Below are 25,904 nucleotides of genomic sequence, written 5' to 3' on the forward strand. Positions count from 1 at the left end.
GCCCAGCGCAGCGACCAGCCCCCACCGGCCGGTAGCCGCCCGACAACCGGACCCGGCACCCCTATAGGCGCCCCGGCCAAGCCCAGCGCAGCGGCCCGCACACGCCCACCGCACCCCGCGCGGATGGTCGCCCTCGTCAGGCCGCCCCCGCCCCCGCCACCGACCGGCAAGCCTGCGCGTACCCACGTACCAGCGGCCGCCCCCCGTCCTCCTTGCGCCAGGCAAGGGCGTATCTGCTCGGGCCGATACCGCGTACCGGGCGGGTGACCACTCCGCCCAGGGTGATCAGGGGGGCGTTGCCGGCGGCCACGAGGCAGATGCCCAGGCCGGCGACGAGGGCCTCGTACGTCTCCTCGGTGCCCGCGATCTCCGCGCCGACGCGGGGCGGGCGTCCGGCCCGTTCGTCGAGGGCGAGCCAGAAGTCGCGCAGGGGGCCGGCGCTCGGGGGCAGGGCGAGGAACGGTTCGTCGGCCAGGTCGGCGAAGTCCACCTCGGCGCGGGCGGCGAGCGGATGGGTGTCCGGGAGGGCGACCAGGCGGGGCTCCTCGGCGACCACGGTCCATCCGTAGCGCTCCTCGTCGGGCAGCGGCAGCCAGACGAACGCGACCTCCGTCTCGCCGTCCGCCAGCCCCGCGGTCGGGTCCTGCCAGCCCATCTGCCGCAGCCGTACGACCGCCTCCGGATGCGCGGCCGTGAAGCGGGAGCGGATCGCCGGGAGCAGGCCACCACGCCCGGGGCTGGTGCTCATGCCCACCACCAGCGTGCCCCGCCCCGCGGCCCGGGCCGTCGCCATCGCGGCGTCCGCCGCCGCCCAGGCCGCCAGCACCTGCCGGGCGTGCGGCAGCAGTGCCCCGCCCGCCTCGGTGAGCAGCACGCCCCGCGGCTCCCGCCGGAACAGCCGCACGCCCAACTGCCGCTCCAGCGCCCGGATCTGCTTGCTCAGCGCGGGCTGTGACACATACAGCCGCTCGGCCGCACGCGTGAAGTGCAGCTCCTCGGCCACCGCCAGGAAGTAGCGCAGATCCCGTACATGCACGTCGGTCGTCATAGCCATCGGTTATCACCGTGGGTCTTGGACCGGCAACCGACTTCGGCAGCAGGCTGGTTCGTGGAACAAGCCAAGAAGAGGAGTTGTGATGAACAAGGTCTGGCTGATCACGGGCGCGAGCAGCGGGTTCGGGCGGGCGATCGCCGAGGCGGCCCTGGCCGACGGCGATGTCGTGGTGGGCGCGGTCCGCAGGCCCGAGGCGCTGGACGACCTCGTGGCCGCCCACCCCGACCAGGTGGAGGCGGTGCGTCTGGACGTGACCGACACGTCCGCCGCGGAGACCGCCGTACGGGACGTCGTGGCCCGGCACGGGCGGATCGACGTGCTGGTCAACAACGCGGGCCGCACACATGTCGGCGCCTTCGAGGAGACCACCGACGACGAATTGCGCGAGCTGTTCGACCTGCATGTCCTCGGGCCGGCGGCGCTCACCAGGGCGGTGCTGCCGGCCATGCGCGAGCGGCGTTCGGGCGCGATCGTGCAGATGAGCAGCATGGGCGGGCAGCTGTCCTTCGCGGGCTTCTCGGCGTACAGCGGGACGAAGTTCGCGCTGGAGGGCATGTCCGAGGCTCTCGCGGACGAGGTGCGGGAGTTCGGCATCAAGGTGCTGATCGTGGAGCCGGGGGCCTTCCGTACCTCGCTGTTCGACGCGAGCCGTGCGGGAGCCAGTGCCGACAGCGGGGTCTACGCCAAGGTGAGCGAGACCCGCGGGTTCGTCTCCGGCGGCGACGGCACCCAGGCCGGCGACCCCGCGAAGGCGGCGGCCCTGATCCGCGCCGCCCTCGACGCCGAGGAGACCCCGCTGCGGCTGCCCCTCGGCGAGGACGCGGTGACCGCCGTACTCGACCACCTCGACGGCGTACGGGCCGATGTCGCCGCCTGGGAGAAGAGCACCCGGGCCACCGCCTTCGAGGACTGAGACCGCAGGGCGGCTACCGGAGTGGCGCCGGTTCCGTGACCCATCCCGCCGTCAGTACCAGCCGCGTCTCCCGGTGTACGGCGAGGAAGCCGAAGGGGCGGTCGAAGGCGGCCGTGACCACGGTCGCCGTGTACCGGGGCGTGGGCGGCGGCCCACCGGGCGCCGCCGCGACCGCCGTCACCGCTGCCGCCTCGAAGCCGAGTGCGTCGAAGCGGGCCAGGACGGACTGCCGGGCGGAGCCGACGGCCAGGGGTGAGGCACTGATGCCGGGGAAGTGGCCCTGCCGCGTGTCCCGGGCCGCGGTGAGGCCGAACAGCCCGTGCAGGTCCAGCAGATCGTGGTGCGCCCGCACCTCGAACGCCGCCGTCGTCATCTCCAGCGTCGGCTGCTGAGGGCCGGCACACGGCCGCTCCTCCACCCGCAGCCCCGGCCCCGCGGGCCCGTACGGAAGCGATGATCCCCGTACGACCGGACACGTGCCGTCGAGCACGGCCGTCCCCGCCGCCACCACCTGAGCCGGCGTCATGCGCTCGTCCCCGAGCAGGAGATGGACGTCGACGCCGTTGTCGCCGAGCACCCTCACCTCGGTGACCCGGCCCTCGGGCACGGTCGCCACCCCGACCCGGTCCAGCCGCACGCTCCGGCGGTTCAGCCCGCGCAGGGTCCGGCCCTGCCAGGGGCCCGCGGACGGCCGTACCGGACGCACCTCGAAGGGCCGCAGCCACGTGGTCCGCAGGGCCAGCGCGCTTGCCAGCACCAGCGCGGTGTCGTCCCGCACCTCCGCCGGCATCCGCTCGATCAGCCCGCCCGTCCGCTTCTCCGCCCAGGCGTCCAGTTCCCGCTGGTCGAGGGCGGGATCGCCGGTGAGGACGCCGTGCGCGTCGGTGGGCAGCCCGGCCTCCCACTCCTCACGTAGCTCCAGTGTCTGCTTCGTCCACAGCCCGAGCGCCGAGTCCAGCGCCCGGGTGTCGGCCAGTTCCGCGAGCAACTCCCGTGCTGCTGCGGCCGCTTGCTCGGCGGGCACTCCGAGCGCCCGCGCCAGCTCGGCCCGTGCCGTGCCCTGTGCCCCGTCGGCCAGGAACGCCAGCAGCGGCCACACCCCGGCGGCCGAGAACACGGTCCCCCCGGAAGCCGTCCCCGCCCACCGTGCCGTGAGCCCGTTCACCGCCTGGGTCGTCGCACCCGTGATCGGCATTCCACCCCGCCCGCCCCGCGCATACCATGCGCCCTGTCGTACGTCAGTTCCCCACCACTGCCTGAACCAGGAGCACGGTACCCGTGTCCATACCCCCGCCCCCTGGGCCCCACCAGCCCGACCCCGCCCAGGGACCGTCCCCGGCCCCGGACCCGTACGGGCCGCCGCCACAGGGGCAACAGCCTCAGGGACAACAGCCGTATGGGCAGGGGCCGTACGGACCACAGCCGTACGGCCAGCAGCCGTACGGGCAACCCTATGGCCCGCCGTACCGGACCTGGGGGCAGGGCTACAGCCCCTACGCCCGCCCCTCCTCCGTCAACGGTCTCGCCGTCGCCTCCCTGGTGCTCGGCGTCCTGTGCTGCTTCCCGGCCGTGGGACTGGTGCTCGGCGTGATCGCGCTGGTGCAGATCAAGAAGAAGGACCAGTCCGGCAAGGCGCTCGCGATCGCCGGGTCGGTCCTGTCGTCGCTGGGTCTGGCCCTGTGGGTCCTGGTGCTCGCCACCGGCGGGCTCTCCGACGCCTGGGAGGGGTTCAAGAAGAGCGCGACCGAGAGCACGGCGTTCTCGGTGGTGAAGGGCCAGTGCTTCGACGCGCCGGGGGAGTCCCTCGAAGGCCTGACCTACGACGTCGACGAGGTGCCCTGTGCGGGCGAGCACGACGGCGAGGTGTTCGGCGAGTTCACGATGGCCGGCGGCTCCGCCTTCCCGGGGGACGGCGCGGTCTCCGACGCCGCCGACGACAAGTGCTACCCGCTCCAGGACACCTACGCGATGGACACCTGGGCGCTGCCCAAGAACGTCGACGTGTACTACTTCGGCCCGACCCGGCAGAGCTGGCGACTCGGCGACCGCGAGGTCACCTGCATCTTCGGCAACACCGACGACAACGGGACCCTGAAGGGCTCACTGCGCGCCGACGAGACCACGCTCGACACGTACCAGATCTCCCTCCTCGAGTCCCTCAACGCCCTCGACGCCGTGCTGTGGGAGGAGCCCGAGGACTACCCGGAGGACGACCTGTCCGGCTACCGGGACTGGTCGCGGGACGTCCACGACAGCCTCGGCGAGCAGATCAGGGCCCTCGGTTCCCACTCCTGGCCGGACAAGGCCGACAAGCAGGTCGCGGCCCTGGTGAAGGACATGGAGCAGGCGCGCGGCGAGTGGGCGAAGGCGGTCACCGCGGCCGACGACGAGGACGTGGACGCCTTCTACATCCACTACGACAAGGGGTACGAGTACGTCGACGGTCCCAGCACGGTCACCGCACGCAAGGCTCTGGGGCTGGCCACCAAGCGGCCGACGTACGACGAGGACTCCGGCGACGAGGGCGGCGATTCGGGCGACGGCGAGCTCAATGTGTGAGCGCTGGCCATAGCGGGGAGAAAGTGCCTGCGTAAAGCCCCCCACCGGAACATGTCATCACATCGAGTGATTCTCTGGCCTTTGCTTGCATGGGCCAACCCACGGTTGCCAGGCTGTTGCTGTCTGTACAACCTGATGGGAGCGGCCAGTGACATTCGGTGAGCAGCCGGCGTACCTGCGCGTCGCGGGTGATCTCCGCAAGAAGATCGTCGACGGTTCGCTGCCACCGCACACCCGCCTGCCCTCCCAGGCCAGGATCCGCGAGGAGTACGGCGTCTCGGACACCGTGGCGCTGGAGGCCCGCAAGGTGCTGATGGCCGAGGGTCTGGTCGAGGGCCGCTCCGGCTCCGGGACGTACGTCCGCGAGCGGCCCGTGCCCCGGCGGATCGCCCGCTCCGGCTACCGCCCGGCCTCCGGGGCCACCCCCTTCCGGCAGGAGCAGGCCGACGGGGAGGGGCGCGGCACCTGGGAGTCCAGCAGCCGGCAGACCGAGGCCTCGGTGGTCGTCGCCGAGCGGCTCGGCATCCGGCCCGGCGACCGGGTGATGTGCACGAAGTACGTCTTCCGGGAGGCCGGTGAGCCGATGATGCTCTCCACCTCCTGGGAGCCCCTCGCGGTCACCGGGCGCACTCCCGTGATGCTCCCCGAGGAGGGCCCCCTCGGCGGCATGGGCGTGGTCGAGCGCATGGCCGCCATCGACGTCGTCGTGGACAACGTCACCGAGGAGGTCGGCGCCCGCCCCGGCCTCGCCGAGGAACTGCTCGCGCTGGGCGGTGTCCCGGGGCATGTCGTCCTCGTGGTCCACCGCACCTACTACGCCTCGGGTCGCCCGGTGGAGACGGCCGACGTGGTCATTCCGGCCGACCGCTACCAGGTCGCGTACCACCTCCCGGTGAAGTAGCGCGCGCCCCGGGGAGGTTGCCCGGGGCGAACACCGAACCGGCCGGTAGGCGAACGCCGTTCGAATTCGGCCGTTCTCGCAGGTCGACACCGCTGTGTCCAAGGCGCCTCCGGCCGCAGGCAGTGCCGTCCACCGGGGGCGTGTTCACCGGCGCGCCCCCTGTCGGAGGAGTCCGTCCTGGCTGGTTGCGTACCTCTTTGTGAAAACGCGTGTTCGCTGCGTAAAGGTTGGGCGTAGGCTCGGGCATATGCGGAGTGCGGTTTCCTTATCGGGTGGGGCTCGACGCAGGTCGGGAAGGAGCGGTGGGGCGCAATGAACGACGGCACGATCACTCTCCCCTGGCTCGTCATACGACAGGACGACAACGGCAATCGCTACCGCGTGGGCAGGTACGCGACCCGGGCCGAGGCCCAGAAGATCGCGGACAGTCTCGATGCCCGCGGCCACAAACAGCTCTACTGGGTCGAGCGCATCGGCCCGAACGGCTCGAGTTCGGCCGACTGACGGAGCCTCCCGTAGGCTCCGGCGCATGACGGAACGGATCGTGGTGGTGGCGGCCGCCCTCTGTGACGGCGACCGCCTCCTCGCCGCCCGCCGCAGCGCACCGCCCGAACTGGTCGGCCGCTGGGAGCTGCCGGGCGGCAAGGTGGAGCCGGGGGAGTCACCGCAGCAGGCGCTGGTACGCGAACTGCGCGAGGAACTCGGGGTCGAGGCGGAGGCGCTGGAGCGCGTGCCGGGTGAGTGGCCGCTGAGACCTCCGTATGTCCTGCAGGCATGGAGAGCCCGCCTGCTGCCGGGTTCCGCCGATCCCCAGCCCCTGCAGGACCACGACGCGCTGCGCTGGCTGACCCCGCAGGAGTTCGGGGACGTGAACTGGCTCGACCAGGACGTGGAAGCGATCGGCGCACTAAAGGCGCTCCAGCGGCCCTAGGGCCCCTTGAACGCCCCCCGCTTACCCCATTCGCTGCGGTACTTCACCGTTGATATCGGGTATGTGCCCCTTAACCCCACGAAAGCGGACATGGGCTGGCCCGGGATGTGATCGGCGTGATCGACACCGAAGGCGACTGCGCCAAGTGGATCTTCCCGGCGGACCCGGGCGCCGTACGCGCTGCCCGCACGGCTGTCAGAAGCCGGCTGACCGCCTGGAACCTCGACGGTCTCGCCGATGTCGCCGCCCTCCTGGTCAGTGAGCTGGTGACCAACTCGCTACGGCATGCCACCGGCCCCATCGGCGTCCGTCTGGTCCGCCCGGAGAGGGTCGACGGCGTGCTCCTGGTGGAGGTCTCCGACCCCCTGCCCGATCTGCCCCGGGAACGCGTCGCCGAACTGGACGACGAGAGCGGCCGCGGACTGCAACTCGTCGCCCACGCCGCCCACCGCTGGGGCACCCGCCCCGGCGTCACCGGCAAGACGGTCTGGTTCGAACTCTCGGTACCAGGATGAACAGGACGTGATCGCGGCGGTTCGACGCCGTGCCTGCTGGTTAGAAGACTGGAAGTGTTGTCGCAGCCCGGACCGAAAACCGTCGGGATCGTGCTGTGATCGTGAACACCGTGTTGTGCGGCGCCGTAGTGCTGGATACTGCGGGCAGCCGCCCCCGGTGACCGGTACCGGACGCGGTGAGCTGGAGGGGACGGTTCGCGTGAGCGAGATACCAGCGAAGGCCACGGAGTCGAAGGACCCGTCGGAGGGCGCGAGGGCTGAGGCCATGGATGCTGTCGCGGTCCATGCCCGTCACGGCGACGCGCCGTCCGGTGACGCCATGTGGCAGAGCAGCCCGCCCGGCTCGATCTACGACTACATCAAGGTCGCGTCCTTCTCCATAGGCCCCGACGGTCTGGTCGACCAGTGGAGTCTGCGCGCCGAGCAGCTCTTCGGCATCCCCGCCGAGCACGCCGTCGGCATGGACCCCATCGAGGCGTTCATCGACGACGACCTGCGCGCACAGGGCCAGCGCAAGATGGCGGAGATCCTGGACGGCCGCGAGTGGACGGGTGTGGTCCCCTTCCGGGTGCCCGCGTCGGCGGACGACGGCGAGTGCGGACGGGAGGGGCTCGCCGAGGTCTACGTCATGCCGACGCGGACCGAGGAGGGCGAGAAGGCCGCCGTCTGCATCGTGGTGGACGTGCGCACCTTGCGCAGCATCGAGACCGACCTTGCCGCCTCGCAGGCGATTTTCGGTCAATCCCCCTTCGGTTTCGTGCTGATCGACCCCGAGCTGCGGGTGCGCCGCGTCAACTACCGTTTCGCCTCTCTCTTCGGCGGCAGCCCCGACGACCACCGCGGCAGGGGCGTCCACGACTATCTGCCGCGCCCCGAGGCCGAGCGGGTCACCGCCACTCTGCGCCGGGTCCTGGAGACCGGCGACTCGATCACGGACATGCACGTCACCGGTTTCCTGCCGGGCTCCGACGAGCGCCGCCACTGGTCCATCAACCTGTACCGGGTGCGCAGCGGGTCCGGCCGGACCATCGGCATCGCCTGGCTGGGAACCGACATCACCGCCCGCCGTGCCGCCGCCCGCGAGGCCGCGGCAGCCCGGCGCAATCTCGCCCTCCTCAACGAGGCCGGCGCCCGCATAGGGAACTCGCTCGACCTGGAGACCACGGCCCGCGAACTCCTCGACGTCGTCGTCCCCGGCTTCTGCGACCTGGCCACCGTCGACCTCTACCAGGGCCTGCTGGCCGGCGACGAGACCCCGCCCGGCCTGGCCGACGGCAGCGCCGAACTGCGCCGGGTCGCCTTCGCCAGCGCGGTCTCCGACGCCCCCTTCGCCGGCTCCGGCGACCCCGTCGCGGTCGGCGCGGTCCACCACTACCCCTTCAACTCGCCCTGCGCGGACGCCCTGCGCACCGCCCGCCCGCAGTACATCCCGGCCGAGGAGGGCGGCCTCGTGCAGTCCACGCTCGCGGTGCCGATGGTCGCCCACGACACCGTCGTAGGACTCGCGCAGTTCTCCCGCACGAAGGGCAGCGAGCCGTTCGGGGACCGGGACCGGGATCTCGCGGTGGAGCTGGCGGCGCGGGCCGCGGTCTGTATCGACAACGCGCGCCTGTACCGGCGGGAGCACGAGCGGGCCCTGATGCTGCAGCGGTCCCTGCTGCCGCCCGGCGACCCGGTGGCCGCCGGCCTGGACATCGCCTGCCGCTATCTGCCCGGCAACTCCTCCGCGGACCGGCCAAGCGAGGTCGGCGGCGACTGGTTCGACGTCATCGAACTGCCCGGTCACCGCACGGCGTTGGTCGTCGGGGACGTGATGGGCCGCGGTCTGCGCGCGGCCGTGGCCATGGGCGAACTGCGCTCGGCCGTCCGCACCCTGGCCCTCCTGGACCTCGAACCGGCCGAGGTGCTCAGCGCGTTGGACGAGATCGCCCGCGGTCTCGGCGCCCCCGGCGGGGTCCAGCAGGCCACCCGCGCGGCCCGCCGCCCCCGCGAGGCGGACCTCCTGGAGGTGTACCTCGCGACCTGCGTCTACGCCGTCTACGACTCGGTCACCCGCCGCTGCACCTTCGCCAACGCGGGCCACCTGCCGCCCGTCCTGGTCGAACCCGGCGAGGACGCGCTGATGCTGGACGTGCCGCCCGGCATGCCGCTCGGTGTCGGCGGCGAGCCCTTCGAGGAGGTGGAGGTCGAACTACCCGAAGGCGCCCTGCTCGCGCTCTACACGGATGGACTGGTCGAAAGCCGCGATCACCCCCTCGACGAAGGGCTCCAGGCGTTCGTCGGAGCGCTCACCGACCCCTCCGCCCCGCTGGAGGACGTCTGCGACCACGTCCTGAACACCCTCGACACCCACCACGGCGAGGACGACATCGCGCTGCTGATGGCACGTGTCCAGGGCCTGCCCGCGAACTCGGTCGGCGACTGGACCCTGCCGCGCGAGCCGCGCAGCGTGGGCCGGGCCCGCGAGTACGCCCGCGGCCAGCTGCTCAGCTGGGACCTGGAACCCCTGGTCGACACCACGGAACTCCTGGTCAGCGAGCTGGTCACCAACGCCCTGCGGTACGGCGAGGGTGACATCCGGCTGCGTCTGCTCCTGGACCGCACCCTGGTCTGCGAGGTCTGGGACTCCGGTCTCGTCCAGCCCCGCCGCCGCCGTGCCCGCGACACCGACGAGGGCGGCCGGGGCCTGCAACTGGTCGGCCTGCTCAGTGCGGCCTGGGGTTCCCGGCGCACCCCGCGGGGCAAGACGGTGTGGTTCGAACTCCCGCTGCCGGACGGGCAGAGCGGCATGGTGGACCCGGCGGAGGCACTGCTGAGCCTCTTCTAGGCCCTGTCCTGGGTCCACCTCGGTGGTCCCCCTTGAGCGGCGACGAACACCTGACGAGCCGTTCGGGCGCTGTCACGAGGCGGGGAACGAGCCGAACGTAGGCAACCATCCCGACGGTCCTCACCAAGGTCTGGGCCGCCACGACCGCCGCGGCCGCAGCCATGCCGTCCGGCATGGGCCGACGCCTCGCCGAACCGCCGGAGTATCGCTCAGCGGGGCCTGAGTCCGTCGACGACGACGTCCAGCATTCGGTTCAGCTGGAGGCGCTGCTCGGGTGCGCCGGCCACGGAGAGCAAACCGGCGAGGATGCCGCCTACCTCGACCGGGTCGATGTCGCTGCGCAGTTCTCCTGCTGTGGCGCCGGCCTCGAGCACCATCGCCAAGACCTGCTGGACCTCGTCGCAGACCGGTCCGGTGCCGAAGCGGCCGGTAGCGCTCATGGCGACCAGGGCCTCGCAGATGCCGCGTCGTTCACCGGCCCAGTCGGCGAATCGGAGCATCCACGCGTGGAGGGCCTGCGCGGGCGGCTTGGTAGCCAGCAGGGTGCGCGCGTCTTCGCGCAAGGGCCGGATCTGGTCCCGGTAGACCTCTTCGACCAGATCCTCTCGGGTGGGGAAGTGCCGGTACAGGGTGGCGTTCCCCACGCCCGCGCGTTTGGCGATCGCGTCCAGAGAGATCGCGCGTCCGGACGCGAAGGCTTCGGCGGCCGTGGCGATCAGCTGCTCGCGGTTGCGCTGCGCGTCGGCGCGCAGGGTGCTGCGTGGAGGTGTCATGACCTTCGCGATCGTGAGTGTCGGATGAGGCTCGGGAACGATACGGGGATGTCCCCGGTTCAGTGTACGGCGAGACAACCGGGGAGTTCCCCGATTACGGGTGGTCTCACCCATCCCTTCAGCGACGAAAGGTTTGCCATGCCTACAGCTCTCATCACCGGGGGGACGACCGGGATCGGCAGAGCGACGGCCGAGCTGCTGCACGCCCGCGGCTACCAGGTCGCGGTCACCGGACAGAATCCCGAGTCCCTCGCGCGGACGCAGTCCGAACTCCCCGGCGACGTGCTCGTCGTCCGATCCGACGGGCGCGTGCTCTCCGACACCGACGCCCTGATGTCAGCGGTGTCGGCGCGGTTCGGATCGCTGGACCTGCTCTTCCTCAACGCCGGGATCTTCCGTCCGGCACCGGTTGCCGAGGTGACGGAGAAATCGTTCGACGAGCACGCCGACCTCAACTTCAAGGGCCAGTACTTCACCCCCCAGAAGGCCCTTCCCCTCCTGAACGACGGCGGCTCGATCGTGCTGACCGTCGGCATCGGATCCCGTCGCGGCACCCCTGGCGCCACGGTGGGGGCGGCGACACGCGGCGCGCTGCTGGCCATGCTGCCCTCGCTCGCGCTCGAACTGGCCCCGCGCAGGATTCGCGTCAACGCCGTGAGCCCCGGGGCCACCGACACCCCGCTGCTCAACAAGCTGGGGGTGCCCGAGAGCGGCCGGGACGCCATGCGCTCGAAGATCCCCTTCGAGCGCTTCGGATCCAGCCAGGAGGTCGCGGAAGCAGTCGGCTTCCTCGCCTCGGACGCCGCCGGCTACATCACCGGCCAGGACATCACCGTGGCCGGCGGCTACGGGCTCGGCGCCTGAAACCCGGGCGAGCAGACCACCAATCCGCACCTCTCGAACGCCACGAACCGCACCTCACAGGAGGACACGATGGCACTCACTCTGGACACTTATCGGCTGCTGGGCCGTTCCGGACTCCGGGTCTCACCCCTGGCGCTGGGCACGGCGACCTTCGGCACCGAGTGGGGCTGGGGCGCCGAGCGCGACGAGGCGCGCAAGCTCTTCGACCGCTACACCGAGCTCGGCGGCAACTTCTTCGACACCGCCAGCACCTACACCGACGGCAGCTCCGAGCGGCTGCTCGGCGAATTCGCCCGCACCAACCGCGACAAGATGGTGCTGGCGACGAAGTACTCGACGCTGCGTCAGCCCGGTGACCCGAATTCCGGGGGTACCCACCGCAAGAGCATGCTGGCGTCGGTGGAAGCCAGTCTGCGGCAGCTGAACACCGACTACATCGATCTGCTCTACGTGAACGTATGGGACTTCAGGACGCCGGTGGAGGAGATCCTGCGGGGCCTGGACGACCTGGTGAGGCAGGGCAAGGTGCTGTACGTGGCGATCTCCAGCGCCCCGGCCTGGCAGGTGTCGCGCATGCAGGCGATCGCCGACCTGCGCGGCTGGTCGCCACTGGCCGCCCTGGAGACCGAGTACAGCCTGATCGGGCGCACCGCGGAGCGTGACCTGATCCCGATGGCACGCGAGATGGGACTCGGTGTGGTCCCCTTCTCCCCGTTGGGCGGCGGGGTGCTCACCGGCAAGTACAGCCGGGAGGACCAGAACCCGGCGGGTTCCGTTGTCGGCGAAACCGCCGGCAACCGCAAGAGCCTCAACGTCGCCCTGGGATGGGTCACCGACCGCAACCTTGCCATTGCGGATGCGGTGAAGGAGGTGGCCTCGGAGCTGGGCCGCACGCCCGCCCAGGTCGCACTGGCCTGGACCCTGAACGCCCCGGGCGTGACGGCACCCATCATCGGCGCCCGCACCATCGCGCAGCTGGAGGACAACCTGGGTGCTCTGCAGGTCGACCTCACTCCTTCCCAGCTGGCCCGCCTCGACGAGGTCAGCGCCATCGACCTCGGCAATCCGCACGACCTGCTCGCCAGCGATCACATCCGCACGGTCACCACAGGCGCCATGAAGATCGAAACCCTCGGCTGATTCGCTTCATGAACAGCGACATCCAGATATATCGACATGTTTTTGATGAGGGAACGGAGCAACGTCGGTATGGGTAAGTACAGCGACAAGAATGTGGTGATCACGGGTGGCAGCAGCGGCATGGGGCTCGCGCTGGCGGAGCTGCTGGTGCAAGGCGGAGCCCGCGTGATGATCACCGGCCGTTCTCCGGCCAAGCTCGACGCGGCACGCGAGCGGCTCGGCGAGAATGCCGTGGCCGTCCGGGCGGATGTGGCCTCACTGTCCGACTTGGATATGCTCGCCGGCCGTGTAAAGAGCGAGCTCGGCTCGATCGAGGCTTTGTTCGTCAACGCCGGCATCTCACCCCTCACGCCCCTCGAGTCGACGACCGAGGACGTGTACGACGAGCTGTTCGCGATCAACGTCAAGGGCGCCTTCTTCACTGTGCAGAAGCTCGCTCCGCTGCTGAGCGCGAATGCCGGCATCGTCCTCACCACCTCGATCGCGAACGTCATCGGCATGGTGGACACCAGCGTCTATGCGGCCGGCAAGGCGGCGCTGCGCTCGATGGCCCGCTCCTTCTCCCGCGAGCTGCTTCCGCGGGGAATCCGTGTCAATGCGATCAGCCCGGGTCCCATCGACTCGGGGATTCTGGAAACGATGAACTTGTCCAAAGAGGCCGCTGACCAGTTCAGGGCGGAGCGGACCGCGAGCAACCCCATGAAGCGCTACGGCACCGTCCAAGAGTTCGCCAAGGCGGCCGCATTCCTCGCCTTCGATGCCACGTACACCACCGGCATCGAGCTGGCCGTGGATGGCGGCGAAACCCAGCTCTGAGCTCGTCTGCCGTCCCGCCACGGGCGTAAAGCCCGCTACCACGGCGGTTTCAGGGGGCGCTGCAATACGTGGTCGTGTCGATCAGGCCGCGCGCAGTTCATGCAGGCTCTCGGCTGGGGTTTCCCAGCCGAGCGTTTTGCGTGGGCGGCCATCGAGTTCGGCGGTGACGGCTCAAGATGCTCGCACCAGGAGGTTGTGGCGGCTCACGAAGACACGCCGATACGAGAACAGGGCCTTCTAGGCGGGGTGCCCGCGCAGCCGTACGTCCCGCTCGGCGAGGTCACGCGCCTCGCGGGCCAGGACGTCCGCCCGCGGAAGATCACCGGTCAGCCGCGCCTCCTGCAGCAGCACGCGGGGCGCGGCACCGACCGCCTCGCGGTGGACGGTGACGTAGTCGTCCGCCGCGGCCACGGACTCCCGCGCGACCAGCAGCGCGGCCACCGCGAGCACCCCGGACCGGCCGGTCACCAGCGGCGCGGTCACCTGCACGATCCGGCGCAGCACACCGAGCGGATCGTACGACTGCCCGGACGTCGTCTCCTCTCGTACGGCGGCCAGGACCGCGTCGGCGTGCGGGAGCCGGGCACGGGTCTCGCCCTCGTCCGCGGTGCCGTCACGGAAGGGGGCCAGTTCCGCCTCCGCGCCCGTGAGGACGGGCGGGATCAGCCGGGCGGCCTCGGTGAGCGTCTCGCGCAGCCGGGTCACGGCCCTCACCAGCGCATCGGCCCGGGCGATCGCGGTCTCCGCCGCACGGAGGTGGTGGGCCGCCTCGTCGGGCCGGCCGGAGGCGGTGGCCTGGTGGGTCTCGTTGAGCTGGACGGTCGCGGTGACCAGGCTGTCCTTGGCCAGTTCGACATACCCGGCGACGGAGTCGTCCGTGAGCGTGGTCTCCGCCCCGGCGGTGCGGGCGGTCAGCTCACGGAAGCGGGCCTCGGCCGACGCCAGGGCCGCGGCGGGGTCGCGGTCCAACCCCCGCAGGGCGCCCAGGCTCTCCGCCGCCCCGGTCAGTCGCCGCCCGGCCTCCTCGCAGCGGCCCACGACTCCGGCGAGGGCGGCCGCCTCCTCCGGCACGCCCGCCTCGTACCGCCGCCGTATCGCGCACGCGGCCGCCAGTTCGGCCTCCGCCGCCTCGGTCGCCGCGACGAGAGGGGCAAGCATCTCGGGGCTCAACTCGCGTTCCGCGAAGGTCAGTTCCTCGCGGAAGGCGCGGAGCCGGTTGTCGGCGTCGACCAGGGCGGCCCGGGAGCGCTCGTCGAGGTCGGCGAGCGGGGGCGTGGCCGCCGGGGCGGGGTACGCGCCGACGTGGGTCGTGCCGGCGGCTGCCGGTGTCGTACGGCTGCGGGTGCGGCGCATCCGGCGGACGGAGCCGTATCCGGCGAGGACCAGCACCACGGCGAGGGCGGCCAGCGGCAGGACGAGGTCGGTGCCGGAGGACGTGTCCTCGGCCGGGGCGGCGGCGCTCGTGCGCGCGCCTGCAACCGGAGCGTCGTCGTTGATCGTCATCCACGGCAACACCAGCCACACGACCCCGGCGACCACACCCAGCAGGGCGTGTGCCACCCGCGCGGATATGTGCGAGCGGCCCCGCCGCGGTCGGCCCCGTATCAAGGATGGCGTCACGTTTCGGAGCGTATGGGCTGGAATGCGGGGGCGCGAGCGGGGTGGGACGGGTGGGGGTACGCGAGGAGAGTGGGGGAGCGGATGTCAGAGGTGCGGGACATACAGGTCGACGGGGACGGGGGCGGGGACGGGAACGGCGAGGCGGAGAAGGAGGCGCCGGCGCCGAGGCGCACACGTCGCCGCTGGATCCGCCGGGGCCTGACCGGGCTCGCGCTCGTCCTCCTCCCCCTGCTCACCGTCGCCGTCGCCCTCCGCCTCAACTACGCCGGTGACCCCGCGGACGGCACCCGCACCCGGGGCAAGGACGCGATCTGGCTCGGGCACGCCTGGGTGGACGGGCGCAAGACCGACGCCGACGTCACCGCCCTCGCCCGGCGCCTGCGGGACACCGGGATCCGGGACCTGTACGTCCACGCGGGACCCCTGGAACACGACGGGACGCTGCCCGGGTCGGCGTACCCGAAGGCGCCGTGGCTGATCGGTGCCGTGCACAAGGCGGCCCCCGGCATCCGGGTGCAGGCCTGGCTCGGCGACAAGCTCGCCACCGAGAGCCCGGACGGACTGCGCCTCACCGAGAAGGACACCCGCGCCAACGTCGTACGGTCCACCCGGCAGATCCTCGACACCGGGTTCGACGGCGCCCACTTCGACCTGGAACCCCTGCACTCCGGCGACGAGGACTACCTCGACCTGCTCGACACCCTCCACGAGGTCACCCGCGCCCACGGCGTGCCCCTGTCCGTCGCCGCCCACCAGATCGACCCGCTCCCCGCACTGCACTCCGTCGCGGGCACGATCACCGGGCACCCCAAGTGGTGGTCGCAGGCCTACCTCGGTCAGGTCGCGCGCCGGGTCGACCAGATCGCGGTGATGTCGTACGACACGGCCACGCCCCTGGAGAGCCTGTACGGCGGCTATGTCGCCCAGCAGACCTCACTGGCCCTGGAGGTCACCCCCGACTCCACCGACCTGCTGATGGGCCTGCCCTTCTACCGGGAGGACAACTTCGACCACTGGTCCTTCGCCGAGACCGTCCCCGCGGCCGTCCGAGGCGTCCGCCTCGGGCTCTCCCGCACGGACGCGGACCGCGCGAACTTCGGCGTGGCGCTGTACGTCGACTTCGCGGCCACGGAGGCGGACTGGACGGCGTACGAGAAGGACTGGGTCCACTAGAAAAGCACCTGCGGTCCGGTGCGCCGCTGCGACGATCTGCCGGATGACCACCACCCGCAGGCACCTCACCCGCGACGACCTCGCCCCCCTCGCCCGCGCCGCGACCGGCCGCGCCCTCACCGGCGTCACCCGGCTCCGCGGTGGCAGCAAGAAGGGTGTCTACCGGCTGGCCCTCGACGACGGTACGACGGTCGTCGCCTACGTCTGGTCGCCGGACGAGGACTACTGGGACGCCGGCCCCTCCGACCCCCGTGACCCCTTCTCCGCCGGCACCGGTCCCGACGTGTTCACGGCCGCCCACGACCGGCTGGTCGCGGCCGGCGTGCGCACCCCCCGCCTCCTGTACGCCGACACCGCCATGGACGCCGTGGTCGTCGAGGACCTGCGGGGCGGCAGTCTGGAGGAGGCCCTGGAGCGGGACCCGGTCGCCGGTCGCGCCGCGCTGGAGCTGCTGGCCGCCGAACTCGGGTCTTTGCACGCGCAGGAGGGCCCCGCCTTCGGCAAGGTCGGCCTGGTCGACAACGGCGGTACCTCGTCGTCGGGTTCGGCCGTCCGGCGCATCACCGAGGGAGCCCTGCGCCACATCGAGCAGGCCGCCGTACGGGACGAACGGATCGCCGTCGTACGGGAAGAGCTCGAGGAGACCGTCCGACAGCTCGCCGCAGCCGTCCGGCCCCGCGCCCGGCACACCCTCGTCCACGGCGAACTCGGCGCCGACCACGTCCTGTTGGACGACCGGGGCAGGCCCGCCCTCATCGACGTCGAAGGGCTCATGTACTTCGACGTCGAGTGGGAGCACGTGTTCCTGCGCATCCGCTTCGGACCGCGGTACTACGACGTCCTGCGCGCCCCCGGCCTGGACGAGGACCGGATGAACCTGTACCGCCTCGCCATGCACGTGTCCCTGGTCGCCGGCCCCCTCCGCCTGATCGAGGGCGACTTCCCGAACCCGGACCGCATGCGGGAGATCGCGGAGCACAACCTGGTCAGGGTGTTGGGGCTCGTGCGACGATGATCGGCATGCACGAGACGCTGGTGCTCCTCGCGGTACTGGTCCTGACGGCCGGGGCGGTGCTCGCCCTGGCCGCGATCATCAACGGGTGGATCGCGCCGGGCCGCGGGCGGGCCAAGGTGCTGCGGCCCCGCGTGTGGGGCTACGGCACCCTGGTCGCCATGGCCGGGATCGGCACGTATCTGTTCGTCGGCCCGCTCCAGGGACCGGACATGGGCAACTTCCCGGTCGCGATGAGCGGAATGGCCGTGTTCGCCGCGGGCCTGTACATCCAACGGCAGGCCATGAAACCGGCTAGGAAGACCTCCTCCTGATCTTCGATCCCAGCCACACCAGCGGGTCGTACTTGCGGTCGACCGCCCTTTCCTTCAGCGGAATCAGCGCGTTGTCCGTGATCTTGATGCCCTCGGGGCACACTTCCGTGCAGCACTTGGTGATGTTGCAGTAGCCGAGACCGTGCTCGTCCTGGGCCGCCTTCTTGCGGTCCAGGCCGGACTCCTCCGCCGCGTCCAGGGGATGCATGTCGAGCTCCGCGACCCGCATCAGGAAGCGCGGACCCGCGAACGCCGTCTTGTTCTCCTCGTGGTCGCGCACCACATGGCAGGTGTCCTGGCACAGGAAGCACTCGATGCACTTGCGGAACTCCTGCGGGCGGTCCACGTCCTCCTGCATCATCCGGTACTCGCCCGGCCCGAGATCCGGCGGCGGCACGAACGCCGGGACCTCGCGCGCCTTCTGGTAGTTGAAGCCGACGTTCGTGACCAGGTCCCGGACCACGGGGAAGGCCCGCAGCGGGGTGACGGTGATCGTCTCCTCCGGTGTGAACACCGACGTGCGGGTCATGCACATCAGCCGGGGCCGCCCGTTGATCTCCGCCGAGCACGAACCGCACTTGCCCGCCTTGCAGTTCCATCGGACGGCGAGATCGGGCGCCTGGGTGGCCTGGAGGCGGTGGATGATGTCCAGCACCACCTCGCCGTCGTTGACCTCGACCTTGAAGTCCTCCAGGTCGCCGCCCTTCACGTCGCCCCGCCACACCTTGAAGTGGGCCGTGTAGCCGCTCATTCGTACAGCTCCTCTTCGGCGAGGTACTTGACCAGCTCCTCCTTGTCGAAGAGAGCGAGCAGGTCGGCGCGGATGGGGTCGGTGGTCTCACGGGTGAGGTCGATCTGGCCCCGGACGGGGTCGGTCGCCGCCAACCCGCCCGTCGGGTCGGTCAGTCGGCACAGCAGGTTGACGTTGCGCCACTCGCGGTCCATCCCCGGGTGGTCCTCGCGGGTGTGGCCGCCGCGCGACTCGGTCCGCTCCAGCGCGGCCCGCGCCACACACTCGCTGACCAGCAGCATGTTCCTGAGGTCCAGCGCGAGGTGCCAGCCCGGGTTGAACTGCCGGTGCCCCTCGACCCCGGCCCGCCGGGCCCGTACCCGAAGATCCCCGAGCTTCTCCAGGGCATGCTCCATCTCGCCCTCGCGGCGGATGATGCCGACCAGGTCGTTCATCGCCTGCTGGAGCTCCTGGTGCAGGGTGTAGGGGTTCTCCGGAGGTCCTACGGCGGGCTCGGCGCCCTCCGCCGAGAACGGCCTGAGCGCCTCGGCCGCCGCCGCGTCGACCTGGACCTCGTCCACCGGCGGACGGTCCGCCGCGAGCCCGGTCGCGTACTCGGCCGCGTGCCAGCCCGCCCGGCGCCCGAACACCAGCAGGTCGGAGAGGGAGTTGCCGCCGAGCCGGTTCGAGCCGTGCATGCCGCCCGCGACCTCACCGGCCGCGAACAGCCCCGGCACCCCGCGCGCCGCCGCCGTGTCCGACTCGACCGCGATGCCGCCCATCACGTAGTGACAGGTCGGCCCGACCTCCATCGGCTCGGCCGTGATGTCGACGTCCGCCAGCTCCTTGAACTGGTGGTACATCGAGGGGAGCCGCCGGCGGATGACCTCCGCCGGCATCCGCGTCGACACGTCCAGGAAGACCCCGCCGTGCGGGGAGCCACGGCCCGCCTTCACCTCGGAGTTGATGGCCCTGGCCACCTCGTCGCGGGGGAGCAGCTCCGGGGGACGCCGGTTGTTGTCCGGGTCCTCGTACCAGCGGTCGCCCTCCTCCTCCGACTCGGCGTACTTCTCCTTGAAGACGTCCGGGACGTAGTCGAACATGAACCGCTTGCCGTCGGCGTTCCTGAGCACTCCGCCGTCGCCGCGCACCGACTCGGTGACGAGGAGGCCCTTGACCGACGGCGGCCAGATCATGCCGGTCGGGTGGAACTGCACGAACTCCATGTTCAGCAGGGGTGCGCCCGCGAGCAGGGCCAGCGCGTGGCCGTCGCCGGTGTACTCCCACGAGTTCGACGTCACCTTGAAGGACTTGCCGATGCCACCGGTCGCGATCACGACGGCCGGGGCCTCCAGGACGAAGAAACGGCCGGTCTCACGGTCGTAGGCGAAGACACCGGAGACGCGGCTCCCGTCCTTCAGGACCCTGGTGACCGTGCACTCCTGGTAGACCTTCAGCCGGGACTCGTAGTCGCCGGTCTCCTTGTGGTCCTCCTGCTGGAGCGACACGATCTTCTGCTGGAGCGTGCGGATCAGTTCGAGGCCCGTGCGGTCGCCGACGTGGGCCAGGCGCGGGTACTCGTGACCGCCGAAGTTGCGCTGGGAGATCCGGCCGTCCTTCGTGCGGTCGAACAGGGCGCCCCAGGTCTCCAGCTCCCAGACCCGGTCCGGGGCCTCCTGGGCGTGCAGCTCGGCCATCCGCCACTGGTTGAGGAACTTCCCGCCGCGCATGGTGTCGCGGAAGTGGACCTGCCAGTTGTCGTTCGCGTTGGCGTTGCCCATGCTGGCCGCGATGCCGCCCTCGGCCATCACCGTGTGCGCCTTGCCGAACAGCGACTTGCAGATCACGGCCGTACGGGCACCGCGCTCGCGGGCCTCGATGGCGGCCCGCAGCCCGGCCCCTCCGGCGCCGACCACGACGACGTCCCATTCCTGCCGGTCGACCACGGACATCAGAAGGCACCTTCAATCTAGAAGAGGCGCGGATCGTCGAAAGCGCCGGACGCGACCAGATACACGTAGAAGTCGGCGAGCGCCACGCTCACCAACGACGCCCAGGCGAGCTGCATGTGCCTGGCGTTGAGCTTCCCGACCCACTGCCACATCCGGTACCGCACGGGATGCTTCGAGAAGTGCTTCAGCTTGCCGCCGACGATGTGCCGGCAGGAGTGGCACGAGATCGTGTACGCCCAGATCAGCGCGATGTTGATCAGGAACACCAGGGTGCCCAGGCCCATGTGGCCCCACGCGTAGTGCTCGTCGCGGAACGCGAGCACGGTGTCGTAGGTCAGGATCCCGGCGACCACGATCGCGGCGTAGAAGAAGTACCGGTGGATGTTCTGCAGGATCAGCGGGAAGCGGGTCTCACCGGTGTACTTCTTGTGCGGCTCGGCCACCGCGCAGGCCGGCGGGGACGCCCAGAAGCCCCGGTAGTAGGCCTTGCGGTAGTAGTAGCAGGTCAGCCGGAAGCCGAGCGGGAAGATCAGGATGATGATCGCGGGCGAGATGCCCCACCAGCCGCCGAAGATCTCCCAGTTGGGGCCGTGGCGCATGGGCGCGCAGCGCTCGGCGAGGCAGGGGGAGTAGAACGGCGAGACGTACGGGGCCGCGTAGTAGTCCGTGTCGGCGAACGCCCGCCAGGTCGAGTACACGATGAAGGCGAGCAGCCCGGCGGCCGTGGCCGCCGGTGCCAGCCACCAGCGGTCGGTGCGCAGGTGCGGGGCGTCGATCGCGGCGCGCGTACCGGCGCGTACGCCGCCGCTCACGGGATGGGATTCGGTGTCGGGGGGTTCCGTACCAGTGGCCAACGCTTGACTCCGGTCGGGATCAGGGGGCTCGGCGGTCGCGGGCGCCGAGTCCCTCGTCGTCCGAGTCCGTCCACAGGGTGTTGTCGTACGGGGTGTCGGAGATGGAGACGAGATCCGGGCGGCGGGCCTTGGCCAGCGCCGGGTCGGTCTCCCTCAGCAGGGCGAGGCTCTCGCGCAGGCGGTCGGCGTCGATCCGCACCCGGCGCATCTCCAGACCGCCGCTGCCCAGCTGCTGCTCCAGGCGCTTGACGTACCTGAGCACCTCGTCGAGCGAGCGCTGGGCCGCTGCCAGTTCGTCGTTCACGGACATGACGTGACCTCACTTCCGTGGGCGGGGTTGCCCTGGACGGGAACGGTCATGCGCCTGCGAGTGTTGCGCGTCACACCTGCCGGTGTGAAGGGACGTGCACCGATTGGCGGATCGTGAGCCCTCCGTGCGCGCCCCTCGTGCGCCGTCGATTGCGCCGCACGGGTGGGCTTCCCGGTCGTTGTCGCCGTGTCGCCGTCCGTTGCCGAACCCTTTCCTCTTCAGTGGCCGCAATAGATGTGATCAGCTCCATATACCGCCAAAAGTGATCATAACGCCCGCGGCTCCCGGAGGTAAGCAGAGATGTCCCACAACGGCGTCGCCCTGCGCGCGGTCACGCGCTCGGTCGGCTTCCTCACCGCGGGCGCGCTCGCGGTCACCGCGCTGTCCGGGTGCAGTTCCGACGACAAGGCGAGCAAGCCGCTCGCGGAGCAGGACATCGCGCCCGCCGCCCGCGACCAGGTCGCCGACGGCGGCACCCTGCACTGGGCGGTGGACGCCGTCCCCGAGACCCTGAACACCTTCCAGGCGGACGCCGACGCGACCACCACCACCGTCGCCCAGGCGGTCCTGCCCTCGATGTACCGGCTGGACGCGAACGGGCGGCCGCAGGCCGACGCCGACTACCTGGAGTCGGCCAAGGTCGTCGAGACCGAGCCCAAGCAGGTCGTGCTGTACAAGCTGAACCAGCAGGCCGTGTGGAGCGACGGCCGGGAGATCGGCGCCGCCGACTTCGCCGCCCAGTGGCGCGCCCTGTCCGGCAAGGACTCCGCGTACTGGACCGCCCGCAACGCCGGCTACGAGCGCATCGACAGGATCGAGCGCGGGGCCAACGACCTGGAGGTCAAGGTCACCTTCGCGCGGCCGTACGCCGACTGGCGCTCGCTGTTCTCGCCGCTGTACCCCAAGGACGTCATGGGCACCCCGGACTCCTTCAACGACTCCGCCCGCAAGAAACTCAAGACCACCGCCGGTCCCTTCCAGGTGAAGAAGGTCGACCGCAAGGGCGACGAGATCACCCTCACCCGCAATCCGCGCTGGTGGGGCCACCCCGCCAAGCTGGACGAGATCGTGCTGCGCGCCGTACCGCGCGACAAGCGGGCCACCGCGCTGGCCGCCGGCACGATCGAGCTCGCCGAGGTCGACCCCGAGGCCCTCGGCCGCATCAGTCTCGCCGCCCGCGCGGGAGCCACCTCCGGCAGCAGCCCGCTCGCGGGCCCCGACGGGCTCCACGGCCACCGCTCCGGCAGCAACCTGAAAGCCGCCGACGCGCTGCGCTCCTGGGCCCTCGCCCACGGGGACGACGAGGAGGCCGCCGACGAGGAGCTCAGCGCCCGGCAGAAGGAGCGCAGGGCGCTCGCCGCGTACGCGCGTGAGCAGGCGGCGCTGAAGGGCTTCGAGGTCCGCAGATCCCTGGAGCCCGCCTACACCCAGCTCGCCCTCAACGGCGCCTCGGGTCCGCTCGCCGACGAGCGGGTGCGCCGGGCCGTGGCCCGCGCGATCGACCGCAAGGCGCTGGCCGGCGTCGTCCTCTCCCCGCTCGGGCTGCCCGCTGTGCCGGTCGGCAGTCACCTCGCGCTCTCCGGCCAGGACGCCTACGCCGACAACAGCGGCGCACTCGGCGGCCAGGACACCAAGGAGGCCCGGGCACTGCTCGCGGACGCCGGGTGGGAGGCCGGGGGCCCGGTCGAGAAGGAGAAGAAGAAGGGCGAGAAGGCGGCGGGGACCAAGGGCAAAAAGGCCGGCCGGGACTCCGCGCACGGGGACGACGGGACGTACATCGTCGGCGAGGACGAAGACAGTGACGACAAGAGTGACGACAAGGACCCCAAGGACCACCGCAGCGGCGACGGCCCGCGCCACCTCGCCCAGGACGGCAGGCAGTACGCGAACCGGCTGAAGCAGGGCGGCGCGCCGGGAGCCTACGCCCCCAAGGGCACCGCGGCTCCGGCGGACGCGGCGACGAAGGTGCTGGCCAAGAAGGGCAAGGCGCTCGCCCTGCGGTTCGTGCTCCCGTCGGGAGCGGGCTCCGAGACGCTGCGCACGGTGGCCGGGCGGATCTCCGCGATGCTGGCGAAGGTCGGCATCCGGACCGAGATCTCCAAGGTCTCCGACGAGAGCTACTTCAAGGACCACATCGCGTCCGGGCAGTACGACCTCGCGCTGTACTCCTGGCCCGCGTCCGCCTTCCCCGCCACCGACGCCCGCCCGATCTTCGCGAAGCCGGTGCCGGCCGCCGACGGGTCGCTGAACGTCGAGCAGAACTACACCCGGGTCGGCACGGACCAGGTGGACCAGCTCTTCGACCAGGCCGTGGCCACGCTCGACGAGGGCAGGAGCCGGAGCCTGATCCGCAAGGCCGACTCCCGGATCTGGGCCGCCGCGGGATCCATCCCGCTGTATCAGCGGCCCCAGCTGACGGCCGCGAAGAAGAACCTGGTGAACGCCGGTTCCTTCGGATTCCAGACACCGGTCTACGAGGACATGGGCTTCCTCAAGAAGGGCGCGAAGCCGGCGGCCGGGCCCACCGGACACTGAGCCCGGCGAGCCCCTACCCGGGAGGCAACGTACGATGGGGTGAGGCCGTGGCATGTTGAGCCCGGCAGGCCCGCGTCACACGGACGTTCGTAGCAGGGCCTTCTCACCACTTGGGAGTACGCCGCAATATGGCCACGCGCCACGACATCCGCAATGTCGCCATCGTCGCCCACGTCGACCACGGCAAGACGACTCTTGTCGACGCCATGCTGAAGCAGGCAGGCGCCTTCGCCGCGCACGCCGCCGAATCGCTCGACGACCGCATGATGGACTCGAACGACCTGGAGCGTGAGAAGGGCATCACGATCCTGGCCAAGAACACGGCCGTGAAGTACCACCCCAAGGATGGCGGCGACGTCATCACCATCAACATCATCGACACCCCGGGCCACGCCGACTTCGGTGGCGAGGTCGAGCGCGGTCTGTCGATGGTGGACGCGGTCGTGCTGCTGGTCGACGCCTCCGAGGGCCCGCTGCCGCAGACCCGCTTCGTGCTGCGCAAGGCACTGCAGGCCCGCCTGCCCGTCATCCTGTGCATCAACAAGACGGACCGCCCCGACTCGCGCATCGACGAGGTCGTGAACGAGGCGTACGACCTCTTCCTCGACCTCGACGCCGACGAGGAGCAGATCGAGTTCCCGATCGTCTACGCGTGTGCGCGGGACGGCGTGGCCTCGCTGACCAAGCCGGAGGACGGCACGGTCCCGCAGGACAGCGACAGCCTGGAGCCGTTCTTCTCCACGATCCTCTCGCACGTCCCGGCCCCGGAGTTCGACACCGAGGCCCCGCTCCAGGCGCACGTCACCAACCTGGACGCCGACAACTTCCTCGGCCGTATCGCGCTGCTGCGCGTCGAGCAGGGTGAGCTGCGCAAGGGCCAGACCGTCACGTGGATCAAGCGCGACGGCACCATGTCCAACGTGCGTATCACCGAGCTGCTGATGACCGAGGCGCTCACCCGCAAGCCCGCCGAGAAGGCGGGCCCCGGTGACATCTGTGCCGTCGCCGGTATCCCGGACATCATGATCGGCGAGACCCTCGCCGACCCCGAGAACCCGATCCCGCTGCCGCTCATCACGGTCGACGAGCCGGCGATCTCGATGACCATCGGTACCAACACCTCGCCGCTGGTCGGCCGCGGTGGCACCGGCAAGGGCGCGGAGAACAAGGCCGCGGTCAAGGACCGCAAGGTCACGGCCCGTCAGGTCAAGGACCGTCTGGACCGCGAGCTGGTCGGCAACGTCTCGCTCCGCGTGCTCGACACCGAGCGCCCGGACGCCTGGGAGGTGCAGGGCCGTGGTGAGCTGGCCCTGGCGATCCTGGTCGAGCAGATGCGCCGTGAGGGCTTCGAGCTGACCATCGGCAAGCCGCAGGTGGTCACCAAGGAGGTCGAGGGCAAGGTCTACGAGCCCGTCGAGCGCATGACCATCGACGTGCCCGAGGAGCACATGGGCGCGGTCACGCAGCTCATGGGTGTCCGCAAGGGCCGGATGGACAACATGTCCAACCACGGCTCCGGCTGGGTGCGCATGGAGTTCGTCGTTCCCTCCCGCGGCCTCATCGGCTTCCGGACCGAGTTCCTGACCGGCACGCGCGGCACGGGTATCGCCCACTCCATCCACGAGGGCCACGAGCCGTGGTTCGGCACGCTGACCACCCGTAACAACGGCTCGCTGGTCGCCGACCGCGCCGGTGCCGTCACCGCCTTCGCGATGACGAACCTCCAGGAGCGCGGTGTGCTGTTCGTCGACCCCGGCACCGAGGTGTACGAGGGCATGATCGTCGGCGAGAACTCGCGCTCCGACGACATGGACGTGAACATCACCAAGGAGAAGAAGCTCACGAACATGCGGTCGTCCTCGGCCGACTCGTTCGAGGCGATCGTCCCGCCGCGCAAGCTCTCCCTGGAGCAGTCCCTGGAGTTCTGCCGCGACGACGAGTGCGTCGAGGTGACCCCGGAGGCGGTCCGCATCCGCAAGGTGAACCTGGACGCCCGCGAGCGCGCCCGCGCCGCGAGCCGCGCCAAGAACGCCTGACGCCACCGCCGGCGACTGTCGGCAGCCCGGTTCTCCGGCACTCGGGGAACCGGGCCTTCGGTGTGCCCGCGAAAG

The 25,904-nt window shown here is 70.9% G+C and carries 23 protein-coding genes; 15 read left to right on the top strand and 8 right to left on the bottom strand.

Features of this window, described 5'->3' with window-relative positions; translation table 11 throughout:
- Positions 1-136: 136 nt before the first annotated feature.
- Positions 137-1,054, bottom strand: a complete 918-nt coding sequence (locus ACZ39I_RS13410; RefSeq protein ID WP_467244618.1) for a LysR family transcriptional regulator — start codon at positions 1,052-1,054, stop codon at positions 137-139.
- A gap of 82 nt (positions 1,055-1,136) precedes the next feature.
- On the opposite strand from ACZ39I_RS13410, the gene ACZ39I_RS13415 reads away from it, so the two are divergent.
- Positions 1,137-1,967: an oxidoreductase gene (locus tag ACZ39I_RS13415; RefSeq protein WP_467244619.1), complete on the top strand. Its 831-nt coding sequence runs from the start codon at positions 1,137-1,139 to the stop codon at positions 1,965-1,967.
- A gap of 13 nt (positions 1,968-1,980) precedes the next feature.
- Here ACZ39I_RS13415 and ACZ39I_RS13420 read toward each other — a convergent pair whose 3' ends face one another.
- Positions 1,981-3,162: a serpin family protein gene (locus ACZ39I_RS13420; protein ID WP_467244620.1), complete on the bottom strand. Its 1,182-nt coding sequence runs from the start codon at positions 3,160-3,162 to the stop codon at positions 1,981-1,983.
- A gap of 83 nt (positions 3,163-3,245) precedes the next feature.
- Here ACZ39I_RS13420 and ACZ39I_RS13425 point away from each other — a divergent pair, with 83 nt between their 5' ends.
- The 6 genes from ACZ39I_RS13425 to ACZ39I_RS13450 all read left to right on the top strand — a co-directional run bounded on the left by ACZ39I_RS13425 (position 3,246) and on the right by ACZ39I_RS13450 (position 9,700).
- Positions 3,246-4,526: a DUF4190 domain-containing protein gene (locus tag ACZ39I_RS13425; RefSeq protein WP_467244621.1), complete on the top strand. Its 1,281-nt coding sequence runs from the start codon at positions 3,246-3,248 to the stop codon at positions 4,524-4,526.
- 148 nt (positions 4,527-4,674) lie between these two features.
- On the top strand, positions 4,675-5,427 hold the full coding sequence (locus ACZ39I_RS13430) for a GntR family transcriptional regulator (RefSeq protein ID WP_467244622.1): 753 nt from the start codon (positions 4,675-4,677) through the stop codon (positions 5,425-5,427).
- A gap of 312 nt (positions 5,428-5,739) precedes the next feature.
- Positions 5,740-5,931, top strand: coding sequence for an SPOR domain-containing protein (locus ACZ39I_RS13435; RefSeq protein WP_352390368.1), 192 nt, complete (start codon positions 5,740-5,742; stop codon positions 5,929-5,931).
- Positions 5,932-5,956: 25 nt separating this feature from the next.
- Complete coding sequence (locus ACZ39I_RS13440; RefSeq protein ID WP_467244623.1) at positions 5,957-6,358, top strand: (deoxy)nucleoside triphosphate pyrophosphohydrolase; 402 nt, start codon at positions 5,957-5,959, stop codon at positions 6,356-6,358.
- Positions 6,359-6,465: 107 nt separating this feature from the next.
- Complete coding sequence (locus ACZ39I_RS13445) at positions 6,466-6,873, top strand: ATP-binding protein (protein ID WP_467244624.1); 408 nt, start codon at positions 6,466-6,468, stop codon at positions 6,871-6,873.
- Positions 6,874-7,072: 199 nt separating this feature from the next.
- On the top strand, positions 7,073-9,700 hold the full coding sequence (locus ACZ39I_RS13450) for a SpoIIE family protein phosphatase (RefSeq protein WP_467244625.1): 2,628 nt from the start codon (positions 7,073-7,075) through the stop codon (positions 9,698-9,700).
- A 209-nt stretch (positions 9,701-9,909) separates the two neighbouring features.
- On the opposite strand, the gene ACZ39I_RS13455 is transcribed toward ACZ39I_RS13450, so the two are convergent.
- Complete coding sequence (locus ACZ39I_RS13455; protein ID WP_467244626.1) at positions 9,910-10,473, bottom strand: TetR/AcrR family transcriptional regulator; 564 nt, start codon at positions 10,471-10,473, stop codon at positions 9,910-9,912.
- 138 nt (positions 10,474-10,611) lie between these two features.
- Here ACZ39I_RS13455 and ACZ39I_RS13460 point away from each other — a divergent pair, with 138 nt between their 5' ends.
- The 3 genes from ACZ39I_RS13460 (at position 10,612) to ACZ39I_RS13470 (ending at position 13,293) form a co-directional block, all read left to right on the top strand.
- Positions 10,612-11,337 carry an SDR family oxidoreductase gene (locus tag ACZ39I_RS13460; protein WP_467244627.1) on the top strand — a complete coding sequence of 242 codons (726 nt, stop codon included), beginning with the start codon at positions 10,612-10,614 and terminating at the stop codon, positions 11,335-11,337.
- A 69-nt stretch (positions 11,338-11,406) separates the two neighbouring features.
- Positions 11,407-12,477, top strand: coding sequence for an aldo/keto reductase (locus ACZ39I_RS13465; RefSeq protein WP_467244628.1), 1,071 nt, complete (start codon positions 11,407-11,409; stop codon positions 12,475-12,477).
- 69 nt (positions 12,478-12,546) lie between these two features.
- Positions 12,547-13,293 carry an SDR family oxidoreductase gene (locus ACZ39I_RS13470; RefSeq protein WP_467244629.1) on the top strand — a complete coding sequence of 249 codons (747 nt, stop codon included), beginning with the start codon at positions 12,547-12,549 and terminating at the stop codon, positions 13,291-13,293.
- Between the two features lie 237 nt (positions 13,294-13,530).
- On the opposite strand, the gene ACZ39I_RS13475 is transcribed toward ACZ39I_RS13470, so the two are convergent.
- Complete coding sequence (locus ACZ39I_RS13475; protein WP_467244630.1) at positions 13,531-14,913, bottom strand: hypothetical protein; 1,383 nt, start codon at positions 14,911-14,913, stop codon at positions 13,531-13,533.
- 81 nt (positions 14,914-14,994) lie between these two features.
- Here ACZ39I_RS13475 and ACZ39I_RS13480 point away from each other — a divergent pair, with 81 nt between their 5' ends.
- From ACZ39I_RS13480 to ACZ39I_RS13490, 3 genes are read left to right on the top strand one after another with little or no spacing between them, the layout of a single operon-like run.
- Entirely contained in the window at positions 14,995-16,086 is a 1,092-nt protein-coding gene (locus tag ACZ39I_RS13480; protein ID WP_467244631.1) for a glycoside hydrolase family 18 protein, read from the top strand.
- A 43-nt stretch (positions 16,087-16,129) separates the two neighbouring features.
- Positions 16,130-17,101 carry a phosphotransferase gene (locus ACZ39I_RS13485; protein WP_467244632.1) on the top strand — a complete coding sequence of 324 codons (972 nt, stop codon included), beginning with the start codon at positions 16,130-16,132 and terminating at the stop codon, positions 17,099-17,101.
- Positions 17,102-17,106: 5 nt separating this feature from the next.
- The gene (locus tag ACZ39I_RS13490; protein WP_467244633.1) at positions 17,107-17,412 is read left to right on the top strand and encodes a hypothetical protein; all 306 of its coding nucleotides are present in this window, start codon (positions 17,107-17,109) and stop codon (positions 17,410-17,412) included.
- On the opposite strand, the gene ACZ39I_RS13495 is transcribed toward ACZ39I_RS13490, so the two are convergent.
- The 4 genes from ACZ39I_RS13495 to ACZ39I_RS13510 are packed head-to-tail and all read right to left on the bottom strand — an operon-like array spanning position 17,393 to position 21,258.
- Positions 17,393-18,163, bottom strand: a complete 771-nt coding sequence (locus ACZ39I_RS13495; protein ID WP_467244634.1) for a succinate dehydrogenase/fumarate reductase iron-sulfur subunit — start codon at positions 18,161-18,163, stop codon at positions 17,393-17,395. The two genes, ACZ39I_RS13490 and ACZ39I_RS13495, sit on opposite strands and share 20 nt — an antisense overlap.
- On the bottom strand, positions 18,160-20,094 hold the full coding sequence (locus tag ACZ39I_RS13500; RefSeq protein ID WP_467244635.1) for a fumarate reductase/succinate dehydrogenase flavoprotein subunit: 1,935 nt from the start codon (positions 20,092-20,094) through the stop codon (positions 18,160-18,162). The genes ACZ39I_RS13495 and ACZ39I_RS13500 overlap by 4 nt, the downstream gene beginning before the upstream one ends.
- A gap of 17 nt (positions 20,095-20,111) precedes the next feature.
- Positions 20,112-20,948, bottom strand: coding sequence for a hypothetical protein (locus ACZ39I_RS13505; RefSeq protein ID WP_467244636.1), 837 nt, complete (start codon positions 20,946-20,948; stop codon positions 20,112-20,114).
- Positions 20,949-20,967: 19 nt separating this feature from the next.
- Positions 20,968-21,258 carry a hypothetical protein gene (locus ACZ39I_RS13510; RefSeq protein ID WP_007384473.1) on the bottom strand — a complete coding sequence of 97 codons (291 nt, stop codon included), beginning with the start codon at positions 21,256-21,258 and terminating at the stop codon, positions 20,968-20,970.
- Positions 21,259-21,558: 300 nt separating this feature from the next.
- Here ACZ39I_RS13510 and ACZ39I_RS13515 point away from each other — a divergent pair, with 300 nt between their 5' ends.
- Both ACZ39I_RS13515 and typA read left to right on the top strand, forming a co-directional pair.
- The gene (locus tag ACZ39I_RS13515; protein ID WP_467244637.1) at positions 21,559-23,793 is read left to right on the top strand and encodes an ABC transporter family substrate-binding protein; all 2,235 of its coding nucleotides are present in this window, start codon (positions 21,559-21,561) and stop codon (positions 23,791-23,793) included.
- 128 nt (positions 23,794-23,921) lie between these two features.
- The gene (gene typA / locus ACZ39I_RS13520; protein WP_352390351.1) at positions 23,922-25,829 is read left to right on the top strand and encodes a translational GTPase TypA; all 1,908 of its coding nucleotides are present in this window, start codon (positions 23,922-23,924) and stop codon (positions 25,827-25,829) included.
- Positions 25,830-25,904: the final 75 nt, after the last annotated feature.

The sequence above is a fragment of the Streptomyces sp. NPDC024687 genome (genome assembly GCF_055559055.1).